Origin of the sequence: Gemella sp. 20925_1_85, assembly GCF_041433735.1 — a bacterium.
GTDB lineage: Bacteria > Bacillota > Bacilli > Staphylococcales > Gemellaceae > Gemella.
On sequence record NZ_JAPWCC010000008.1, the window covers coordinates 14167 to 37735 of the forward strand.

The 23569-nt window shown below is 31.8% G+C and carries 10 protein-coding genes; all 10 read left to right on the forward strand.

All coding sequences use genetic code 11. The features are described 5' to 3' along the window. Nucleotides 1-35 precede the first annotated feature (35 nt). Nucleotides 36-1694 carry a SulP family inorganic anion transporter gene (locus O3884_RS04130; protein WP_371451879.1) on the forward strand — a complete coding sequence of 553 codons (1659 nt, stop codon included), beginning with the start codon at nt 36-38 and terminating at the stop codon, nt 1692-1694. Nucleotides 1695-2430: 736 nt separating this feature from the next. Next, a complete protein-coding gene (locus O3884_RS04135) occupies nt 2431-14475 on the forward strand; it encodes a YSIRK-type signal peptide-containing protein (protein ID WP_371451881.1) in 12045 nt (4014 codons plus the stop codon). Between the two features lie 276 nt (nt 14476-14751). After that, nucleotides 14752-15384, forward strand: a complete 633-nt coding sequence (locus tag O3884_RS04140; RefSeq protein ID WP_371451883.1) for a thiaminase II/PqqC family protein — start codon at nt 14752-14754, stop codon at nt 15382-15384. A 25-nt stretch (nt 15385-15409) separates the two neighbouring features. Beyond that, nucleotides 15410-16126, forward strand: coding sequence for a class I SAM-dependent DNA methyltransferase (locus tag O3884_RS04145; RefSeq protein ID WP_371451885.1), 717 nt, complete (start codon nt 15410-15412; stop codon nt 16124-16126). Nucleotides 16127-17087: 961 nt separating this feature from the next. After that, nucleotides 17088-17357 (forward strand): hypothetical protein, encoded by a 270-nt coding sequence (locus tag O3884_RS04150; protein ID WP_371451887.1) that lies wholly within the window; start codon nt 17088-17090, stop codon nt 17355-17357. 441 nt (nt 17358-17798) lie between these two features. Further along, the gene (locus O3884_RS04155) at nt 17799-18257 is read left to right on the forward strand and encodes a MarR family winged helix-turn-helix transcriptional regulator (RefSeq protein ID WP_371451889.1); all 459 of its coding nucleotides are present in this window, start codon (nt 17799-17801) and stop codon (nt 18255-18257) included. 1 nt (nt 18258) lies between these two features. Then, nucleotides 18259-18987, forward strand: coding sequence for an ABC transporter ATP-binding protein (locus O3884_RS04160; protein WP_371451891.1), 729 nt, complete (start codon nt 18259-18261; stop codon nt 18985-18987). After that, complete coding sequence (locus O3884_RS04165) at nt 18987-20501, forward strand: ABC transporter permease/substrate-binding protein (RefSeq protein WP_371451893.1); 1515 nt, start codon at nt 18987-18989, stop codon at nt 20499-20501. The genes O3884_RS04160 and O3884_RS04165 overlap by 1 nt, the downstream gene beginning before the upstream one ends. Nucleotides 20502-21377: 876 nt before the next feature. Beyond that, nucleotides 21378-22532 carry a YkvI family membrane protein gene (locus O3884_RS04170; RefSeq protein WP_371451894.1) on the forward strand — a complete coding sequence of 385 codons (1155 nt, stop codon included), beginning with the start codon at nt 21378-21380 and terminating at the stop codon, nt 22530-22532. A 239-nt stretch (nt 22533-22771) separates the two neighbouring features. Further along, the gene (locus O3884_RS04175; RefSeq protein WP_371451896.1) at nt 22772-23557 is read left to right on the forward strand and encodes a RecX family transcriptional regulator; all 786 of its coding nucleotides are present in this window, start codon (nt 22772-22774) and stop codon (nt 23555-23557) included. Nucleotides 23558-23569: the final 12 nt, after the last annotated feature.

A 23569-nucleotide genomic window follows, 5' to 3' on the forward strand; every position in this document is an offset into this window, starting at 1 on the left:
TAATACTAAAAATTCTCAGGAAGTAGGAGGAGAAGATGAATTCATTTAAATATCTTAAGCCGAAGTTATTTAGTGTAATGAAAAATTATACAAAGGAACAATGCTTAAAAGATATAATTGCTGGTTTGATAGTAGCTGTTATAGCATTGCCTTTATCGATTGCTTTGGCGATTGCATCTGGGGTGAATCCAGAACAAGGTCTTTATACTGCGATTATAGCAGGTTTTTTTATTTCATTTTTAGGTGGGAGTAGGGTTCAGATTGGTGGACCTACAGCTGCTTTTGTCGTTATTATTTATGGAATTATAGCTGAACATGGAATTGCAGGATTAACCGTAGCAACACTTATGGCAGGAGTTATGTTGATTCTGATGGGGCTATTTCACTTTGGTGACTTAATTAAGTTCATTCCTAAAACAATTACTATTGGATTTACACTAGGAATTGCTATGGGAATAGTAGTTGGTCAGGTTAAAGATTTCCTAGGATTAAGTATGGGAGCAGTTCCTGCAGAGTTTGTTGGGAAATTAGTAGCTTATGGTCATAATATAAAAAGTATTAGTTTTGTCACTTTAGCGATAGGATTACTTGCAATACTAATTCAAATATTTTGGCCAAAGGTATCTAAGAAAATACCGGGTTCTTTAATCGCAATATTGGTTACAACATTTTTAGTAGCTATTTTCAAATTACCGGTTAAAACTATTGGTGATTTATATACGATTAAAGCTGGGCTTCCTAGCTTTACAATGCCTACAATTTCATTTTCACTAATTAGAGAAATGATTTTACCAGCATTTACAATCGCGATATTAGCCGCTATAGAATCACTATTATCTGCTGTAGTATCTGATGGTATGACAGGAAGCAAGCATAAATCTAATGCAGAATTAGTTGCCCAAGGTGTAGGGAACTTTATGTCGGCACTTTTTGGAGGAATACCTGCAACAGGTGCAATTGCGAGAACGGCAGCTAACGTAAAAAATGGTGGAAGAACGCCAGTAGCTGGAATGGTTCACGCATTTACTTTATTACTAATACTATTATTTTTAATGCCATATGCATCGTATATTCCGATGAGTTGCTTGGCTGCGATATTAATAATTGTGGGATATAATATGAGTGGTTGGCGTATTTGTGTACGTATGGTGAAAACTGCGCCTAAGAGTGATGTTGCTGTGTTAATTATCACGTTCTTGTTAACTCTATTCTTTGACTTAGTAATTGCGATAGAATTCGGTATGGTATTAGCTGCATTCTTATTCTTAAAACGTATGTCTGACATTGCAGAAGTTAGGCAATGGACTTACAAAGGCTCATCTGATGATGATAAACTGTCAGAAGAAGTTGATCTGAAATATGTTCCTAAAAATACTATTGTTTATGAAATTTTTGGAGCATTATTCTTCGGAGCAGCTAACGTATTTACTAACTTTGAACATGGAGAAGGAAAGAATGTTCTGATAATAAGAATGCGTAATGTTCCTGTTATGGACATTTCGGGATTAGAAGTATTAGAAGAAATATTGGAAACTTGTAAGAAACGTGGTTTAACATTAATACTTTCGCATGTAAATGAACAGCCTTATCATGTTATGGAAAAGGCTGGTTTTATAGAAAAAATAGGTAAAGAAAATATATGTGAGAATATCGATGCATCTTTAGAAAGAGCGGAGAAGTTAGGTGAAATTTAAATTTATATAGTTTAGTTTATGTAAAAGTAACTTCCTTGGAATTTATAATTAAAATTCCAAGGAAGTTTTTTTATAAATTAAAAGGATATTATTTAAGAAAAAAATTTATTCGAGAATAGATAGCTGGATTTTTATTTTAGATTATTAATAGACGTAGTTGTGTAAATTTTTTGTAAGTAATAAATTATAATCTGGAAGTCACAATTATCTACTTTATTAAGGATAAACAATATCTTCGTTAAGTATTATTTTTAACTTCTATTACTTTTGTAACTTATATTATTTTTGTTAAATTTATATTAGTTTAAGTTTTTAATCATAAATTATATTTTTTTGAATTTCTTAAAAGATATATATCTTTTTTTGTTAATTTATTATCTAAGTACTTAATTATAAATATTTTAATAGGAGATATCACCAAGATATTCTTAGATAGAAATTGTATAGAATGTGGAGGTAAGAGAAAAAATAAGTAATTTATTATGTAACTAATATTAAATTATATTTCAATTAAAATCATAAAACAGCTCTATTTTTAAAAAACTAACATATAATAATTTTTATAATTTAAATACATATGTAAGTTTTCAGAAAGTTAATGTAACAATATTTATTAAATTTCAAACGTAAAAATATATCATTTATTAGGAAAAAATATTTGTTTACTTTTAATTCGTGTGTTAAACTATATTAGGAAAGTTCTATTTTCACGGGAATGTAAGGAGGAGAGAATTACGTGATAGGAAAAAACAACCAAAATTTAAAAAATAAAAAAGAAGGAGTAAAAATAGAAAGTTATTCAATTAAAAAATTTAAAGTTGGAGCAGCTTCTGTCGTTATAGGTGCTAGTATATTTTTTGGAGCTACAGGGATAGCTAAAGCAGGTGAAAAGATAGAAAAAAATTCTGAAGTTGAAAAATTAGAAAATACTAAAAAAAGCAACATAGAAGATAATAGTAATGAAAAGTTAGATGTTCCAAATAAACAAGTATCCCCTCAAAAAGAAGAGATTGAATCTATAAAAAAAGAGGACTCAGTAACTAATAGCATAGCAACTGCTAATATAGGAGCTAAAGAAGAAAAACAAATTGAAAAACAAACAGAAAAACAGATTTTAGATAAAACACAATTACAAAACAATATAACACAAGTCGAAGATCTGTTAGAAAAAATAAATAAAGAGAAAGCTTCTGCTTCTACATTATCTGCAATAAGAATAGATTTAGAGAATGCAAAGAGTGCAATTAATAATAATGAGTTGACGCAAGCTGATATCAATACACTAGCTAAGAAACTTAGTGAAAAGATAATTATTTTATCATCAATACCTAAAGCTAATGCCCCTGAAAAAATAGTAAAAGAAGGAAAAAATACGATTGCTAATTCAGGAAAAAGGGATTCACGTAATGGTGGCAGCATGGGAGAAGGCACTCAGTTTAGAGCGAATACTCAAATAAATTCTGGAGCCTTGACAAATATAAAGCACTATGCATCAACTAATAGTGGGACAAGAAATGGTGATCCTAATTTTACGGAGAACAAAACAGTCGTTAAAGCATATTATCAAAAAGATTCTGAAGGTAAATGGATTGTTTATGATGTATTCTTTAATAATGATGGAAGAAGGATGGCCAGCAATGGACCTAACCAAGCTCAACATTATTACTTCCAACCGCCGTTTAATATTATGGACCCAAATAATGTAGTTAGAGACTTGAGATTTACACGTTATCAAAATGTTGGTGGAAGTAGACTTTCTGATGGATTCCAAGGGTTTAAAGAGTATGGAAATACAGCCTACATTTCAGATGTATGGCGTCAGAATTATCGTATTTTTAACAATGATAGTGGAACATTTTATGACCCTAATTCTGGAGTAGCACGTGCGAATCAAAAAGAGCAAGTATTTAAAAATAATGCTAATGATTCAGATTTGGATGCCATTGTTAGAAAGAAAGATGGTCAATATACAGGTGGTGTTACTTATAGTTTAGGTCTTGAAGTAAAACAAAGCAATTTCGACTATGCCGTTCATATGCATGCTAAGGTTAAATTAAAAGATAGTGTGACTGATAGTGAGGCGAAGGAATATGGTAGAGTATTTGCAGCTACTGTTAACGCAAGAACAAAGGAATCTTATATTGTAGGTGTAAGAGGAACTCGTTTAACAACAGAGACAGATGCACAACTAAATCCAATTCAAGGAAGTACGCATGAAAAAACAGTAGGAGATTCTTTACCAAATCCAGACAATCCAGTTACTGCAAAATATATTACTCGAAAAGGTGGGGGAGAATTACCTGATAGAATTAGTTGGAGTTGGAAAAATAATGTTAAGCCAAGTACGACTGAAGCAGGGGTATTTAAATATACAGCTATTGCAACTTATCAAGATGGTTCAAAATCAGATGCGGCAAACTCAGGTTCAGACGGGACTGTGACATTAAAAGTCAAACCTATTAAACCGACAATTACAGCTAATGATGTAGTGCATAAAAAAGGTCTAACAAATCAAACGATCACAGTAAATGTTGGTACTGGAGTTAGAGTAGGATCTACGGTTACTCTGTATGAAGGTACTAAAGTCATTGGAACAGGAACAACAAATGGTACTACTGCAACGATTACAGTTGCAGGTCCGTTGACAGGAAATCCAATTACGGCTGAAACAACTGTAAATAATAATGGAAAAGTAACTTCTGATAGAAGTAATCCTGTAACACCGACAGATGCGCCGGATAACCAAGCACCAACTGTTAAGATGACAAATCCGACTGATGGAAACAGAGAAGTAGTTTTAACAAATAATGAGTCAACTTCACCAGTTACTCGTATTTATAGAGGTGCAACTTTAAATGTTCCGTTAACAATGTATGATAATGATCCTAGAGGTAAAGTAAACTTAAAATATGAAAGTGGATTACCTAAAGGTGTTACATTTAATAATGGAGCAACTCTTTCAAAAACTGGGGCTATAGAGTCAAAACCAGGAACAACTAATGTTACAGGGAAAGTTGCGCCTGATGCGAAGCTAGGGAAACAAACTGCTACTTTCAAAGTATCTGATGACCAAGGTGGTAATGTTGAAAGTGGGAATAAAGCTACTGTTAAATTTAGAACAGAAGTTGTGGATTTAGCTTTCAAAGAAGGTAAAGGAGAAGTAAACCAAGACGGTAAGCTTGTTGTAAAAACTTCTAAAGGAACTTCTTATACAGATTCACATGATTTCATTACGACAACTGATGGAAAAGATGTTGGTGATCAATTCTTCGCTGGAGGAATGAAATTCAGATTTATAGATTCAAATGGCACTACTACTGGTAAAGTTACGTTAAATACGCCTGGGAAGCATATTGTAAAAGCAGCGGCTTATTTCCCAGAAAATTATGCAGGGACAAATGGTGTTGAAAAAGTTACGAATTCTACCCCTGGAAAAGACAGCGAAATTTTGAATAGAGCATTTCTATATAAAAATATAGAATTTCAAGTAAAACCAACAGCACCGACAGTAACTTCAGAGAATAATGGCGATGTTACAGTAACACCAGTGAATGAAGAAAATGTAAATACATTTAATTTTACTTATAACGAACCTAACAATTCTTCAAGAAAAATTACAGCTACAAAAACAGGAAATGGATGGACATTAAATAATGCTCCTGAAGATGGTGTAACGATTGATAGAGTTACAGGAAAAGTAACAATTAAAGATAGAGCAATAAAAGATTCAAATCCTATTATTGCTAAATCTGAAACAAGTGACCATGTAGAAAGTGATCCAGTAACAGTAGAGTCAAAAGTAGGGGATAAGATACCACCTAAATTTGCATTTGATGAAAACAATACAATCGTTGAAAATGGATTCCGTACCGTTTATGTTACTCCAACGGAAAGTAACAATTTTAAAATAGGAACTGTTACAGATAATTCTAATAAGTTAATTGAATCAAGATTATCGTCTAAAGATGACAAATTGAATGATTTGGATTATGGATTGTCTTATGAAGGAAAATTATTGAAGACAAATAATGGGCCAGAACTAACAGCACCAAAAGATATTATGGTTACTGGAACTCTTGATAAAACTAATAAGTCTGATCGTGGTAATAAATGGACTAATGGTAAAGAAATTGTTACAAGATATTATGTAGCAACAGATGCTGCAGGAAATGAGTTAAGAAATCAAGATAATATTGCTTCTAATCCAACTCGTGTAGTATTTAAAGTATTAACACAAGCGGAAAAATATGTTCCAACAGTAGGAACACAACTGCTTGATAAAGATGTTACAGGTAAAGGTGCAAAGCTTAGTGATGCAGAATTTAATGCCATGAAGCCTAAGTTAAATCTTAATTTTACAACAACTCGTGGTGAAGTGAAAATTAATAGTAAGACAAAAGATTTAGAACTTACGATGAAAGATCAAGGAGAAATTAAGAAAAAACCAGATGGAACGTATTATATTAATGCGACGATTAAGTATCCTGACCTTTCTACTGAAGATATCGAAATTCCGGTTGGTAAATCTGATACAACAGCACCAAAAGTAACGATTAATGGTAAAGAATTATCAGAAACAGCAACGGATTATTCATATGTAGTATTCAAGGGATCTACATTTAATCCAACCTTTAAAGTTAGTGATGATAAAAATAAAGTCACAAATATAAGCGTAACAGGTCTTCCAAGTGGTGTGAAGTTTGAAAAATCAGGGAACTGGTCTAAAGATGGTGCAGATGTACAAGTAGAAGGAAATAACATCACTGCAACTAATAATGCTGGATTAGGAGATCATGAAGCAAGTATAGTTGTTAAAGACTCACTAAACAACGAAAAGACTTATAAATTCAAATATAAGGTTGTAGATGTTGAAGTAAAAGAAACGCCGAAAACTGTTCCGTTAAATACACAATTAGGAGATTCGCATCATTATGTAAAATTAGTAGATGGAACAAATGCTAATGGTGACGATAAATATTATCCAGATGGTATGTCATTTAAATGGAAGAAGGGAACATCTGAAGTTCCGAATGGAACAGAATTAAGTAAACCTGGAGTCGTGACAGATTACAAACCAGAAGTGAAATTTAAAGCGGGTGCAGGATTCTATACAAAAAATATTGCCGGTAAGGAAGTTAAAATTTACACACCTGCTACAATTGAAAAAGAGCAAATATTCCGTGTTAAGCCAACAGCTCCAACAATTACACCTAAAGATAACGGAGATGTTACAGTAACACCTGTAAGTGAAGAAAATGTTAATACACTGGACTTTACTTATAAACATCCGAATGATAGTACGATTCATATTACTGCTACAAAAAATGGAAATAAATGGTCGTTATCAAGCAATACTCCTGGAGATGGAGTAACAATTGATGAAAATACGGGTGTAGTAACGATTAAAGATCGTGCAATTAAAGATATAGCTGAAGTAACTGCTAAATCGATCACTAAGGACAGCGTAGATAGTGATACCACAACAGCTAATTCTAAAGAAGGAGATAAAGAAGCACCAAAATTTGAATTTACTCCTGATGGAAAAGAAATAAAAGTTGAGAATAATGGAGAACAAGTAGTATATGTAACACCAACAGAAGAGACAAATCTTAATATTGGTAGAGTAACCGATGATTCTAATAAACTAACAGAGGTTAGATTATCTACAAAAGATAATAAAATATTCAGTTTAGGATTGGGTGACGGCTTATCTTATAATGAAGTTGTTCGTAAGAATAATACTGAAGTAGATGCTCCAAGAAATCTGACAATTTCAGGAAAATTAGGAGAATATAAGACTGGAACTACAAAATGGACTGATGATGTTGAAGTAACACGTTTTGTTGTAGCAAAAGATGCAGCAACAAATGAAATGCGAGATCAAAATGAAGTTGTAACGAATAAAACTCGTCTTAAATTAAAAATTTTAACTCAAGCAACGAAATATGATCCACAAGTTTCAACTCAGCCAATTAATGTAGATGTTACTGCCCCAGGTGCAAAAATTAGTCAAGCAGATTTCGATTCAATGAAATCAAATATTACTTTTGATTCAACACGAGGACCAGTGAAAGTGGATAATACAACAACTGGATTAAATATTGAAATGAAAGAAGCGGGGGCTATTAAACAAAATGCTAATGGTACTTATTATGTTGGTGCTACTATCACATATCCTGACCATTCAACAGAAGAAATTCAAATCCCTGTAACGAAAGCTGATGCTAATGTTCCTACAGCGACAATGGATGGTTTATTATTAACGAATGATTTAAATACTACAGCTAACTTTGTAGTATTCAAAGGTTCGAAATTTAATCCAACGTTTAAAGTGAGTGATGACAGAAATAATGTTACTAAACTAAGTGTAACGGGACTGCCAAACGGAAGCACATTTGAACAAACAGGGGATTGGGTTAGTGGTTCGAAAGTACAAGTAACAGGAGATAATCATATTGCAACAGATACTTCTACTTTAGGAGAACATGTAGGAAGTGTAGAAGTTACAGACTCTACAGGTAATAAGGGTACTTATATGTATAAATATAAAGTAGTAGATGTCGAAGTTATCAATAGTCCGAAAAAAGTTGAATTAGGTACAAAACTTGTTGATGCAGATAATCCAAACAATGGTATTGATTCTCATGGTTTTGTAAAAGTTGTAGATAAGGAAAATGCAAGTGGTGATGATAAATATTATCCAACAGGTATGGAATTTAAATGGAAAAATAATGCAGAGGTGACAACTACTACTGAGTTTAATAAACCTGGAGTTGTGAATGATTACAAGGCATTGGTGAAATTTAAAGATGGAGAAGGATTCTATACTAAAAATATAGACGGCAAAATTGTAAAAGTATACGCACCTGCTACTATTGAAAGAAATGTTACATTCCATGTAAATCCTCCAAAACCAACCTTTAATACAGATACAGTAACTTCAACAAGTCGCACAATTAGTGGAACATTAGGTGGATTTACATCAGACGACAGAGTTGTAGAAGTACACTTAAACGATAAAGATAATACAATTTTATCAAGTAAAAAAGGACAAGTAACGATTAATGGCGATACTTGGACAGCGACATTACCAGATGGAGTTAAACTTCGTCAAAGCGAAAATAAAAACGGTGAACCAGAACAACCAGCAGCGATTACGGTAGTTAACAAAGTTGGAGATACTGAAGTTTCTAAAACTAGTGAACCTAAAGTAGTCGAAATGGGTAACTACTCACCTTCTGCGATGATTGCTGGTAGTAAGCATATTGATATTACAGTACCGCATGATGCGAAACGCGTTGAATTACGATTCCATAATAGTGCAGATACCGATACTAAACCGAATAGTATTGTCCTTGTTCGCGATGAAAATGGTGGCAATTGGAAAGTAGATCCTTCTACAGTACCGGCGGACGTTACGAATGCAAATGGTTTTGTAGATGCTATTACAAATAGTGTGAATGAAGCAAATAAAGCAGAAAACAAAGTAAGGATTACTCTAAAAGAATCAGATAATAATAAAAAAATTCTTATTAAAGAAGAAGAGGAATCAGGGGATAATACAGGAAGTTATACAAGCGGATTAGGAGTACGAGTAGATTACAAACCAGAGGCAGGTTCAGATGTAGCTCCAGCGGGAAATTGGCAGGTTATTTCAGTAACAAATGATGCTCCAGTAGTATCCTTGAAAAATGCTACAGAAGGGACAGAAGGAAATCCAAAAGTCTATGATGCAGGAACACCACTTACAGCAGAGTTATTAAAAGACTTAGTAACGGTATCTGATAATGAAGATGATCGTGTAACGGACAAACCATTTGGTACAGGAAAAGTTAATATTATTTCAGGACTTCCAAAAAATCCAACAGCAGGAGTATACGCTGTAACACTTCAACCGGTTGATAGCCAAGGAAAAGAAGGAAACCAAGTAACTGTACATGTAGTTGTAAAAGAAGAAAAACCAGCTGCTCCAATTGTTTCACAATGGCAAAACGGAAATGTGAAAGTAACACCATCAACCAATAATGGTGGAGATAAAGTAACAATTCCATTAACAGATGGAACTGTAACATTAGTGAAGAAAGATACTGGATGGGAAATTGAAACTCCTAAAGAAGGATTAGTATTCCACAATGGTTCACTAGAAATTCCTAAAGAGTTAATTGGAAATAATGTCACAGCTAAAGCGACTAAAGGAACAAATGGTTCTGCAGTTGATTCTGATGATGTGACATATACGCCTCAATCTCATATTGTAACTAAAAAAGATGTTGAAAAAGAAGTGGACTCACCATTATCAAGAGGTGATTTATCAGGAACAACAGGGGTTACAGGTGTAACGGATGGAACAGAAACGAAAGATTTCACAACTGCGAAGATTACGAGTGTAGTGGAAAAATCTCCTTTACCGAATGTAACTCCAGATAGTAGACATAAAATTCCAGTGACAATTACTTATGAAGATGGTTCAACAGAAACAACTGACGTAATTGTTAAAGTGAAACCACAAGCTCCAACAGTTACACCAAAAGAAAACGGAAGTGTAGAAATAACACCAGTATTAACTGGAGAAGGAACTACATCTATCACATATACAGGTGAAGATAATACGCCACAAACAGTAATATTGACAAAAGGTAATGATGGAACGTGGACAAGTTCAGATCCAACATTAGTTGTTGATGCAAATGGTAAAGTGACAATTCCAGCGGACAAAGTAAAAGATGGTTCACCAGTTACTGCGAAAGTGACAAGCAAGACAACAGAATTAACAAGTCAACCGTCTACAGCAACTGTTGGTAAAACGCTAGATTTCACAATAACGCCACCAGCGAATGCAACAGAAAAAGCTGAGTACACTAGTGGGGTAGTCGTAACACCAAATAAATCAAATAGTACAATTTCTGCACCAACAGTAAATGGTTTAACAGTGAATAGTGAAGGAAAAGTTACAGGAACACCAGAAATCAAAGACTGGGATGGAATAGAAGATAATCGTGATGTAACTATCAAAGTAACTGTAACTCATGAAGGTGACACACCAGTTACGAAAGATGTTATTGTCAATGTATTAAGAGATACAGATGGTGATGGAATTCCAGATAATTCAGATTCAGATGATGATAATGATGGTATTCCTGATGAACAGGATAAAAATCCAAAAGTAGCAGATAAACTAATAGGTACAGTGAATCCACCAGAACCTGTAAGAGAAAAAGCTGCCATCACACCAGTCACTGTTGTAACATCGAATAAACCAGGTTCAAAAATTACACAAGAAAATCCGGATTCAGTTAATGGTCTAACTGTTAACGATAAAGGCGAGTTAACAGGAACTCCAAAAGTAGATAATTGGGGCAAAGAGGAAGAAGAACGTGAAATAAAAATTCCTGTTAAAGTTACAAAAGAAAAAGATGGAAAAAATGGAAAAGAAACTGAGGAAATCAAGGTGGAAGTTCCGGTAACAATTCTTAGAGATACAGATGGAGATGGAATTCCAGATAAAACAGATTTAGATGATGATAATGATGGAATTACTGATGAGGAAGAGAAGAAAAATGGAACAGATCCAAAATCTCCTACATCTCAAACTCCAAGTATAGATATTACTCGTAAAGACAATGGTGATGCAATCGTAACACCAACGAAACCGGGTGGTGGAACATATCCACCAGGAACTATCGTGAAAATTCCAGGAAATAACAACACTCCAATTGAAGTTGCAATTGGAAATAACGGTTCAGGAACAGTTCCAAATGATAAACTTCCAAAAGGGGAAATTTCTGGAGAAGGAACAGTAACAGAACCGAATAAAGAACCATCAAAACCTGTGAATGTAACAACACCAGCACGTAAACCATCAACGGTAGAATTAGAACAAGATTCAAAAACAGGAGATGTTACTGTAACGCCTAAGAAACCAGATGGAACAACGTATCCACCAGGAACTAAAGTAGAAATTCCAGGTAAGAATGGGACACCTATTGTTGTAACAATAGAAGAAGGAGGAAAAGGAAAAGTTTCAAACGGTGATTTACCGGAAGATAAAACACCAGGAACTGGTAAAATCATAGAAAATGGTAAAGATCCTGAAGAAGTTAAAGTGGAAACACCGAAACGAATTGATCCAACTTTACCAGAAACAGAGGCTCCAACAGAGATTGCAATTACTCGTAAAGAAAATGGAGATGCGATTGTAACACCTAAGAAACCAGGTGGAGGAACATATCCGCCAGGAACGAAGGTTGAAATCCCAGGTGAAGATGGAACAACTATCGAAGTAACAATTGGGAATGGCGGCTCAGGAGAAGTACCAAATGATAAACTTCCAAAAGATGCTAAACCAGGAAAAGGAACAGTAACAGAACCTAATAAGAAACCATCACAACCAGTAAATGTAACAACACCAGCCCGTAAGATACCAACAGTAGAGTTGGAACAAAATCCAAAAACTGGTGATGTAATAGTAACACCTAAGAACCCAGGCGGAGGAACATACCCGCCAGGAACGATAGTAGAAATTCCAGGTAAAGATGGAAATCCAATTAGAGTAGAAATTGGACAAAATGGTAAAGGTACAGTTCCAAATAGCGAATTACCAGATGGGAAAACATCAGGTAATGCCAAGATAACAGAACCGAATAAACCTGTTGAAAATGTGCCTGTTGAAACACCAGCCCGTAAGACACCAACAGTAGAGTTGCAACAAGATCCAGATACTGGTGAAGTAACAGTAACACCTAAGAAACCAGATGGGTCAACATACCCACCAGGAACTAAGGTAGAAATTCCAGGTGAAAATGGAAATACAATCACTGTAACAATTGGAGAAGATGGTAAAGGAAAAGTTCCAAATAAAGATTTACCAGATGGTAATATCTCAGGACCAGGAACAATCACTGAGCCTGGTACAGGTAAAACTCCTGAAAAAGTGACTGTGGAAACACCAGCTCGTTTAACACCAGCATTAGTATTAGACCAAGATCCAAATACAGGAGATGTAACGGTAACACCTAAGAAACCAGATGGAACAACATATCCACCAGGAACAATAGTAGAAATTCCAGGAAAGAATGGAGTACCAATCGTGATAACAACAGGACCAGATGGGAAAGTAATTATTCCTAATAAAGACTTACCAGATGGAGAAATTCCAGGAACAGGTAAAATCACGCCACCAGGAAAACCAGCAGTTGAAGTAGAAGTGAAAACTCCGAAAAAACTAGATCCAAATACACCACAAACAGAACAACCAAATGGAATTGAAATCACAAGAAAACCAAATGGAGATGCTGTAGTAACACCTAAGAGACCAGATGGTTCAATTTATCCACCAGGAACTAAGGTGGTTATCCCGGGTGATAATAATACTCCAATTGAAGTGACAATAGGAGAGGATGGTTCAGGAATGATACCAAATGATAAACTTCCAAAAGGAGATTTACCAGGAAAAGGAACAGTAACAGAACCGAATAAGAGACCATCTAATCCAGTTGATGTAACAACGCCAGCCCGTAAGACGCCAACAGTAGAGTTGGAACAAGATCCAAGTACAGGAGATGTAACAGTAACACCTACGAAACCAGATGGAACAACATATCCACCAGGGACAATAGTAGAAATTCCAGGTGAGAATGGAAAAACAATCACTGTAACAATAGGAGAAGACGGAAAAGGTAAAGTACCGAATAAAGACTTACCAGACGGTGAAGTTCCAGGAATAGGTAAGATTACAGAACCAGGTAAACCTTCTATTGAAGTAGAAGTAACAACACCGAAGAAATTCAATCCAAATGCACCTCAAACAGAACAACCAGGTGAAATTGAAATTACAAGAAAACCAAATGGAGATGCTGTAATAACGCCTAAGAAACCAGATGGAACAACATATCAACCAGGAACGAAGGTAGTTATCCCAGGTGATAATAACACACCAATCGAAGTGATTATTGGAGATAATGGATCGGGTGAAGTACCAAATAATAAACTTCCAAAAGGAGATTTACCAGGTAAAGGAACAGTAACAGAACCGAATAAGAGACCATCTAAACCAGTTGATGTAACAACGCCGGCGCGTAAGACACCAACAGTAGAATTAGAACAAGATCCGAAAACTGGTGATGTAATGGTAACACCTAAGAAACCAGATGGAACAACATACCCACCAGGAACGAAGGTTGAAATTCCAGGTGGAAATGGTAACACCATCATTGTAACAATTGGAGAAGATGGAAAAGGTAAAGTACCAAATAGTGAATTACCAGATGGGAAAGTACCAGGAGTAGCTAAGATTACAGAGCCAGATAAACCAACAGAAGAAGTTCCAGTGGTAACAACACCAGCTAAAATTATGATTTCAGAGAATGGTGAATTACCAATTCCTATTGATTTGCCAAAACTTATTATTACTAAGTGGATTGATGAGGATGGTAATGAGTTGAAACCAGCAGATGCTAAAAATCCAACAGAATTAGGTGAACCTAACGAAGCATATGAACATGGAGAAATTTCAGGATACGAATTCGTTAGAACTGAAATTAATACTGATGGAGATGTTATAACTCATATCTTCAGAAAAGTTACTACAATTAAACCAGAAGGTAATGAAGAAGAGCAAGGTGGAAATAACAAACCAGCAACAACAGCTAAAGTTGAAAAATCTACAAAACGTTTAGCGAATACTGGTGAATCTGAAACTAATACAGTTTTAGGAGGATTAGGATTAGCTATGTTAGGAAGTTTACTAGCTATCGTTAAAAAACGCAGAGAAGATAAAGAGTAAATAGTATAAAACTAAATTTATAATTAATATTAAAATTAATAATTGAATATTTATACAATTTAATATAATATAAAGAGTCCTGGAATATTTTAAAAACAGTGTCTGGGACTCTTTATATTGATAGAAAATATCTCTGATAAATAATTTTAGTTATTAGAACTTATATTGTTAAAAAACCAACTTTATTTACTTTGGAAATAACTTGTGATAATCTGATAATAGACGGTGAACATAAGTAACTGTCAGTTATTTCTTAATCTTAGGGAGGAATACATAATGTTTATTGATGAGATAAAACTTAAGATTTCCCCGTTATGGGAAGAAGGATTCAACAAGCCTTTTGTCCAGAAATTAATTGCTGGTAGTTTATCGAATGAATCATTTGAACAATATTTATTTCAAGATATGCTTTATCTGGAAAAATATGTCGAATTATGTGAGTTAGCGCTTACTAAAGCCGACAATGAAAAAGAGAAAGAAGTACTTTATTTACTTATAGAATTTTCGGGTTTAGTAGAACTACAAACAAGAGTCGATTTTTTGAAATTTAAAAATGATGATAATATAGAATTATTTTTTGAGACAAAACAATATATCAACTTCATAATGAATTTTTCTGAAGATGAGGATAACTTTAAATTAATGGTTGTTCTAATGAACTGTATGCTGAGTTATAATTATATATTTACTAAGGCTGAAAAACAAATGGATAACTTTCATAATAAATATTATGAGTTTGTAATTGATTATGTTTCAGATAACTCTAAAATTTTTTATAAGAAATGTATAGAATATCTAAATGAAAGATATCAAGATATTTCAGATTATGATAAGAATGAATTATTTAAAATATTTGAGAAGGCTAATGAATATGAATTAAAATTTTTGGATAGAGTCTATAAAGAATAATTAAAAAATATACAAGGAGTACCTTATGGAAACAAATGCAAAAATGTTTGATGGTTATGCTGATAAATATGATCAATGGTTTTTAACTAACAATCGAGTATTTGAAAGTGAATTAAAATTACTTCATGCTTGTCTAAATCCGTTGAAAAAAGATAAAATTCTATCAGTAGGTTGTGGGAGTGGCCTTTTTGAGTCAGCTTTAAAGAGGGAATATGACATAATTGTAGAATATGGTTTAGAACCATCTACAGATATGGCAAAAATTGCTGAAAAAAGAGGAGTCAAAGTAGAAATAGGAGACGCTGAAACCACTTTATTAAAAGATGAAGAATACGATGTTATTTATCTTAATGGTTGTTCAACTTATATCGCTGATTTAAGTAGCGCTTATAGAAATTGTTATAATGCATTAAAAAAAGGAGGAAGTCTTATTTTATTAGATGTACCAGTAGAAAGTGCATATGGAATATTGTATAGTTTTGCAAAATATGTTGAGGGATACGATGAAAAGCTATTTTCAAGAATTAAACCTGCTCTTCCTTATCCAATTGAGCTTGTAAAATCAGGAATATTTCATTCTCCAACAGAAAAATTAAGTATTGTAAAAGATGAATTGAAAATGAAGAATATTCGTTTTATGCAGACACTTGTTGCACATCCAATTTATACCAATGATAGTGTTGAGGAACCTATAGAAGGTTATGATAAAGGTGGATATGTTGCGCTAATTGCGGAAAAATAAAATTAGAAGAAATTAAGAGTTTTTGTATTTGTTAAAGAAAATGTGAAAAACAATATAAGTTATAAAAATTGATAAATTCAAGTCTTATTTAATTATCTCCTATCATTTATATTATAATCATAAAAAGATTAATGATATTTTTAATAGGTTAGTCGTAATTCTATCAAATCCAAAGGATGAAGATAGAATGTACGAACAACACAGGATATAAAAATTAGAATTTTTAGGGCGAAAAGGCGAGGAAATTCTTAGTTTCGAATCAGTATAATATATGGTCCATCGAAAGATGGGCCTTTTTTCATTATCAGTATTATTTTTTTAATGATTTTCAAAAATTTTCAATTTTAATTTCATTTTAATTAAAGTATAAAGTTCATATAAGGTATGAGATATATAATATAAACATAACAAAACTTAATAATATTTTTTTTCATAATATATGGCTCATCGAAAGATGAGCCTTTCTCCATTTCTAGAGTAATTTTTAGTATTGGATAACTAGATAATAAATATTTTTGATAGGTTAGTTATAATTCTATCAAATCCAAAGGTTGAAGGTCGAATGTACGAATAACACATGCTACAGAAACTAGAATTTTAAAGACAAAAAGACGAAGGAATTCTTAGTTTCGAATCAGTATAATATATTCTTTATTTAAGGATTGTTTTTTTAAAAAAAACTTTTCAAAATTTTTCAATTTTAATTTCATTTTAATTATAGTCTAAAGTTCATATAAGGTACGAGATATATAATATAAGTATAACAAAACTTAATAATATTTTTTTCATAATATATGGTCCATCGAAAGATGGGCCTTTCTCCATTTTTAAGGATTCTTATATTCTGATTAGTATAGTATTTGAGAAAAATTTATTTGTAATATTTTTTTATGAGAGTTATATGTGGGTAACTTTTTGTACAGGTAATATGGTATAATAAATTTAAGTGGAGGTGAATATTATGAATTCAGAAATTTTATTAGAAGTATTTCCGATGATATTCTGTATTCTTTACTTGATAGTATTTGGAATATCTAGAGAGATGATTAAAAAAGAGAAGATACTTTTAACAAAATTATCAGATGAAGAGATAGAGCATTTTAGTACTAAGAAAACCAACACGAAAATATTCTGGATGGTAAATCTAGGGACAGCTATTCTGTGTTGTATCTATCTACTTATTTCTATAATAGATAAAGGACTACTGATGGGAGTCTTTGGAGAAACATGAAATAAAGTAATAAATTCTATTATTATTGTTATTATTTTATTGCCATATTTATTGGAACGTATCAATGTTATTTGTCGCTATAACAAGATAAAACAAAGGATATAGAACAAATAGGCGTTAATATTTTTAAATATGAATTTAATAAAATTTTAAGACAATTGGTAAAATATTTATCGATTGTCTATTTTCATGAAAACTAAATTATTGACAATTGTAAACTGTAGAGGTAGAATGAACTCATTAGTAAAAAAAAATTACTAATAAGTTTTTTTATAAGATAATAGTCAAAAGATTTTACTGATTTGGAATTGCTTTTCATTGTTAATAACAATGAAGAATAAATGTAAAAACAAAAAACACCATTGAAGTTTTATGATGAAGAGCATGTCCATAGTATTATTACTGATAATAATTGTGACTTTAGGTAGGGAGTGAAAATAAGTGAATAGTCTATTAAAATACTCAAGTATATTTTCTAGAAAAAAATATGAAAACAATTCATTATATGAGTACTATGCTAGAAAAAATGGTTTGCAAGGAAAATCGCTATTAATCTTAACCTGTCTTTATTATACAAAGGACGGGATAACTCAAAATACTATTTGTGAAAAAACATATTCTACGAAACAAGTAGTTAGTGCAGCAATGAAGACTTTTAAGGAAAAAGGATATGTTTATTTTGAGGAACAAGGAAAAGATAGGCGAGAGAAAATAGTTAGACTGACAGAAAAAGGTTACTTATATGCATCAAAAATTTTGGATCCTCTAAGAGAGGCTGAAGAAAAAGCAATAGGACAACTTTCAAATGATCAGCAAAAACTATTTATAGAATACTATACAATCTTTAACGATAATATGAAGAAAAATATTGAAAAATTAGTATTGAAAGGAGAAATATAAGATGATTAAATATAATAATGTTTCATTATGTTGTTCCACAAATGGATTAATACTTGATGGATTGAATTTTGAAATACAAGAAGGAGAGTTTTTTGTTCTAGTTGGACCTAGTGGAAGTGGAAAAACAACAACATTAAAATTAATAAATAGATTGATAGAACAAACTGAGGGTGATATTCTTTTTGAAGATAAGAGATTGAAAGACTATGATTTAAGGGAATTAAGACTTAAAACTGGATATGTTCTTCAACAAATTGCATTATTTCCTAATCTTACGGTTGCAGAAAATATTGCGCTAATTCCAGAAATGAAGAATTTTGATAAAAAGGAAATTAAAGAAAAAACAGAAGATTTACTAAGGAAAGTAGGATTGGATCCAAAGCATTACATGAATCGTCTCCCTAAAGAACTTTCTGGAGGAGAAAAACAGCGTGTAGGAATACTACGTGCAATTATCGCTAATCCTAAAATTTTACTGATGGATGAACCATTTTCTGCATTAGATCCCATTAGTAAAGTTCAACTTCAAGATTTAATAAAACAACTACATGATGAGTACAAAAGAACAACAGTATTTGTAACTCACGATATGGATGAAGCGATGAAACTTGCTGATAGAATTTGTGTTTTAAAAGAAGGTAAGGTGGTTCAAATTGCTACACCAGAAGTACTAAAAGAAAATCCTGCGGATGACTTTGTTCGTGAATTTTTTGCAAGGGGGAATAAATAATGAATTTAGTAAGTACATTTTTAGAAAGAAAAAGTGATTGGATAACTGGCTTATATGAACATCTTCAAATTTCATTATTATCACTTATTATTGCAATTTTTATAGCAGTTCCGTTAGGAATAATTATTTCAGGGAATAAAAATACAAGTGAATGGTTCTTACAAATTACTGGTATCTTCCAAACTATTCCTTCTCTTGCATTACTTGGGTTATTCATTCCATTTACGGGGATTGGTACATTACCAGCAGTCGTGGCACTGGTAATTTATGCAATATTTCCAATACTACAAAGTACGATAACTGGATTATCGGAGATTGATCCATCGTTAGAAGAAGCTGCAACAGCCTTTGGTATGACAAAACTAGAAAAGTTGAAAAAATTTAAACTTGCACTGGCTATGCCAATACTTATGAGTGGTGTGAGGACTGCGAGTATTATGATAATTGGTACAGCAACTCTTGCCGCTTTAATAGGAGCAGGTGGATTAGGTTCATTTATTTTATTAGGAATAGATAGAAATAACTCAGCGTTAATTTTAATTGGAGCTATTTCATCAGCAATTTTAGCAATTCTATTCGGATTATTAATCAAGTTCTTACAAGATAAAAAGCCAAAAATAATTTTAGCTTCATTACTTGCTGCTGTAGTGGCTTTAACTATCAGCTTTTTCCCAATTGGAAAAATGTCTAATGATAAACTAATAATAGCTGGTAAAATAGGAGCAGAACCTGAAATATTAATAAATATGTATAAACTTTTAATAGAAGATGAGACTAATATTGATGTTGAGGTTAAACCTAATTTTGGTAAAACAAGTTTCTTATATGAGGCGTTAAAAGGTAAAAGTATTGATATTTATCCAGAATTTACAGGTACAGTTACTACAACATTATTAAAAACACCTCAGACTGTTGCTTCTAATGATCCTGATGAGGTTTATGAGGTTGCTAAAAATAAAATTTTTGAACAAGACAATCTTGTGTACCTAAAACCTACAAAATTCCAGGATACTTATGCTTTAGCAGTAACAGAAGATTTTGCAAATAAAAATAAATTAAATAATATTTCAGATATAAAATTAGTAGAAAATTCTTCAAAAGTTGGATTCTCATTGGAGTTCAATGATAGAGAAGACGGTGGTATAGGACTTAAAAATCTTTATCACTTAAATCTAAATGTTAAAACTATGGAAATAGCGTTAAAATATCAAGCTATTTCAAGTGGTGATGTAAATATTATCGATGTATTCTCAACGGATAGTAAAATAATAACTAATAAGCTTAAATTATTAAATGACGATAGACATTTATTCCCACCATATCAAGGGGCACCGTTATTAAGGGAAGAGACATTGAAAAAACATCCTGAACTTGAAAAAATCTTAAATAAACTTGCTGGAAAAATAACAGAAAAAGAAATGACTGAAATGAACTACAAAGTAGATATTGAAGGTAAACCTGCTTATGATGTAGCAAAAGAATATCTACAAAAAGAAGGATTAATTAAAAAATAACGTAGTATCTTAGTTAAAAATAAAAATTCTCAAGCTGTAAGGCTTGGGAATTTTTTCTTTATAGAATTTCTTTCTCTCAAAGTAGAACTTTTTAAAATGTGGTTAGCAGAGGTGTGGGGAGAAATATGCAATACTAACTAATTAAAATCACTGATATCATCAAGATTTTTACAGTCTATTTATAAATAGACTGTAATTGATTTAATTCAGAGTTTATTTAAAAAAGATTGGTATTTAACATATGTTTTTTAGGATAATGTATTATTTTTAATCATATGTTTATTAAGTACTACTTAAAAATCTTATGAAAATACCTTTAGTAGGGAAACTTAAAAATATAAGTAAATTCTCGAATTGGTTACTCAAGATTTTCGTTTTGAGATTTAATTGTTTATTTTCTGTTGATATAGCAGAGATTTTCTAAGATTTTTTTCGAGGTTTCATTTATTGTTAATATTAGATTTTTAAATTATTTTCTACCATTCAAGTCTTCGTCCTTGATTTATTTTATAACTAGTTGTAATACAGAATAATATACTATTAAGAAAACTTTATTGTTTAAATGATAAAATTTTGAAAAAAGTAATTGATATAATAAATTTTTATCTTAATAAATACAGCGATAGGCATATAGGTTAGTTTAGTGGCTAGGTTTTGAAAAGATAAGAAAACATGAGGACATCTGTAAAGATATTTCTAAGTAGTATGTAGTAAGAAAGGTGGGTAAAAATGAAAAATGAATCATTAAAAATAGCACTGGCTTATGTTGGTGTTATAGTTGGAGCGGGTTTATCATCCGGACAGGATATTCTACAATACTTTTTAAGTTTTGGGAGAATAGGATTGATAGGTGTTTTAGTTTTAGGAGTCTTGAATATGGTTTTTGGGAAAATTATATTAACACTAGGCTCTTATTACCAAGCAAATAATCACCAAGAAGTTTTTGGAGAAATAACAACACCAATTTTAAATAAAATAATAGACTGGACTTTAATAATTTCTAATTTTGTTATAGGTTTTGTTATGTTAGCAGGAGCTGGAGCAAATTTAAAGCAACAATTTGGAATACCGAATTGGGCTGGGGCACTTTTTTGTGCGATTATGATAGTAATTGTAGCATTTTTGGATTTTGAGAAGATAACTAGTATCTTAGGGATTTTTACTCCGATAGTATTTGTATTGATATTGTTAATAACAGTTTATACATTTGTAGGAAAGAGTTATGATTATGGTGTATTGGACCAGGTTTCTAAAACTATTCCATCTTCGATGCCGAATATTTGGATATCTGTAATAAACTACTTCTCTCTTTGCGTGTTAACTGGTGTGTCTATGGCGTTTGTTCTAGGTGGCTCAGTTGTAAGAATAGGTGTTGCTAAAAAAGGTGGAGCACTTGGTGGTATAATGGTAGGCTTTTTAATTTTATTTGCAACAGCAACTCTTTTCGCTAATAGTGCTGATGTAATAGATGCTGAAATACCGATATTAAAAATAGTGAAGGATATTAATCCATGGTTAGCTGTTTTTTATGCATTAGTTATTTTTGCTTTAATATTTAATACTGCTTTTAGTTTGTTTTATGCAACAGCGAAACGTTTTTCTTCAAATGATGATAAGAAGTTGAAATTTAATATAATTATCATTGTTATTCTAGGATATCTATGTAGTTTTGCTGGTTTCAAAGATTTAATTTCCTATGCATACCCTGCATTAGGTTATATGGGTATAGTATTATTATTTGTGTTATTTTTATCATGGACAAGAAGTCATCAGGATATAGTGAAGGAAACATTTTTACGTCATAAAATGATAAGATTAGCAATAAAAAAACATGATGATAATAGAACATTTACTAAAAAGGATCAAGATATCCTGGATAACTTAAGTGAAGATTCTGTAGTAGAAGGAGAATCTTTAAAAGATGATGTAAAGGAGTATGCTAAAGAAATCATCAATAGTGAATACGATGAAAAGGAATTTGCAGATAAAGAATTAGAGTTAAGAAAGAAAGATCCTAAATATAAACTTTAAGAACATAAATTCTAGATAGATAAGAAGATTTTTATTTATCTAGAATTTTTTACGTTTAACTATAGAATTTAGAATCAGATATAATTTATAGTAAATGAAAAAGGAAACGATTGATGAATTTTTTGGGTACTTATTATATTTCATTAATCCTATTTTCTAACATTTCCTTTTTTATCTGATTTTTGATAAAATTAAGAGTAAGAGTTTTTTAGTGAGAAATGTAGAAAGTAGGTGTAAATTTGCAAGTTACAAATATAACAAAGCTAAAAGTTAAGTATAAAATAGATTTGGAAAATGGTAAACATTTCTATGTTTCTGAAGATACGATAATTAAGTATGGACTTATAAAAAAAATAGATTTGTCAAAAGAACAACTAAAAGAAATCATAGCTCATGAAAGTGTAGAAAGTGCCTATAGTAAGGCAGTACATTATTTACAATTTGGTCTAAGAACTAAGCAGGATATAAGAGAATATCTTCAGAAAAAAGAGATTGCTAATAATGTTATAGATGAAGTAATAGAAAAGTTAATAGAAATTGGTTATTTGAATGATAATCACTATGTAGAAGCTGCGGTAACAGATTATTTTAATCTTAATTTAAAAGGGCCTTATTGGATACAAAGAAAACTATTAGAAAAAGGCTTAGATAAAGACGTTATTGAAGATAATATCGCTAAGATTTGTACAGAAGAAGCAATGATTGAAATGCTTTATAAAATTATTGAACGTGAGTATAAAGTAAGAAGAGAGACGAAAAATAAAAAAGTTCAAAAAATAACACAAAAACTTTATACAAATGGCTTTACATCTGATATAATAAGAAAGGTGTTTGACATATTTTTCGAAGACTATGAGGATGAAAACGAAGATGATATATTAGATGAGCATTTTAGAAGAGCTTATCAAAGTTATAGTCGTAGATACGAAGGATATGCACTTAAACAAAAGCTGATTGAAAAGCTAATAAGGGATGGCTTTTCGTACTATACAGCTAAAGACTACGTAGAAAAACAAGATTTGTAAAGGAAGAATAAA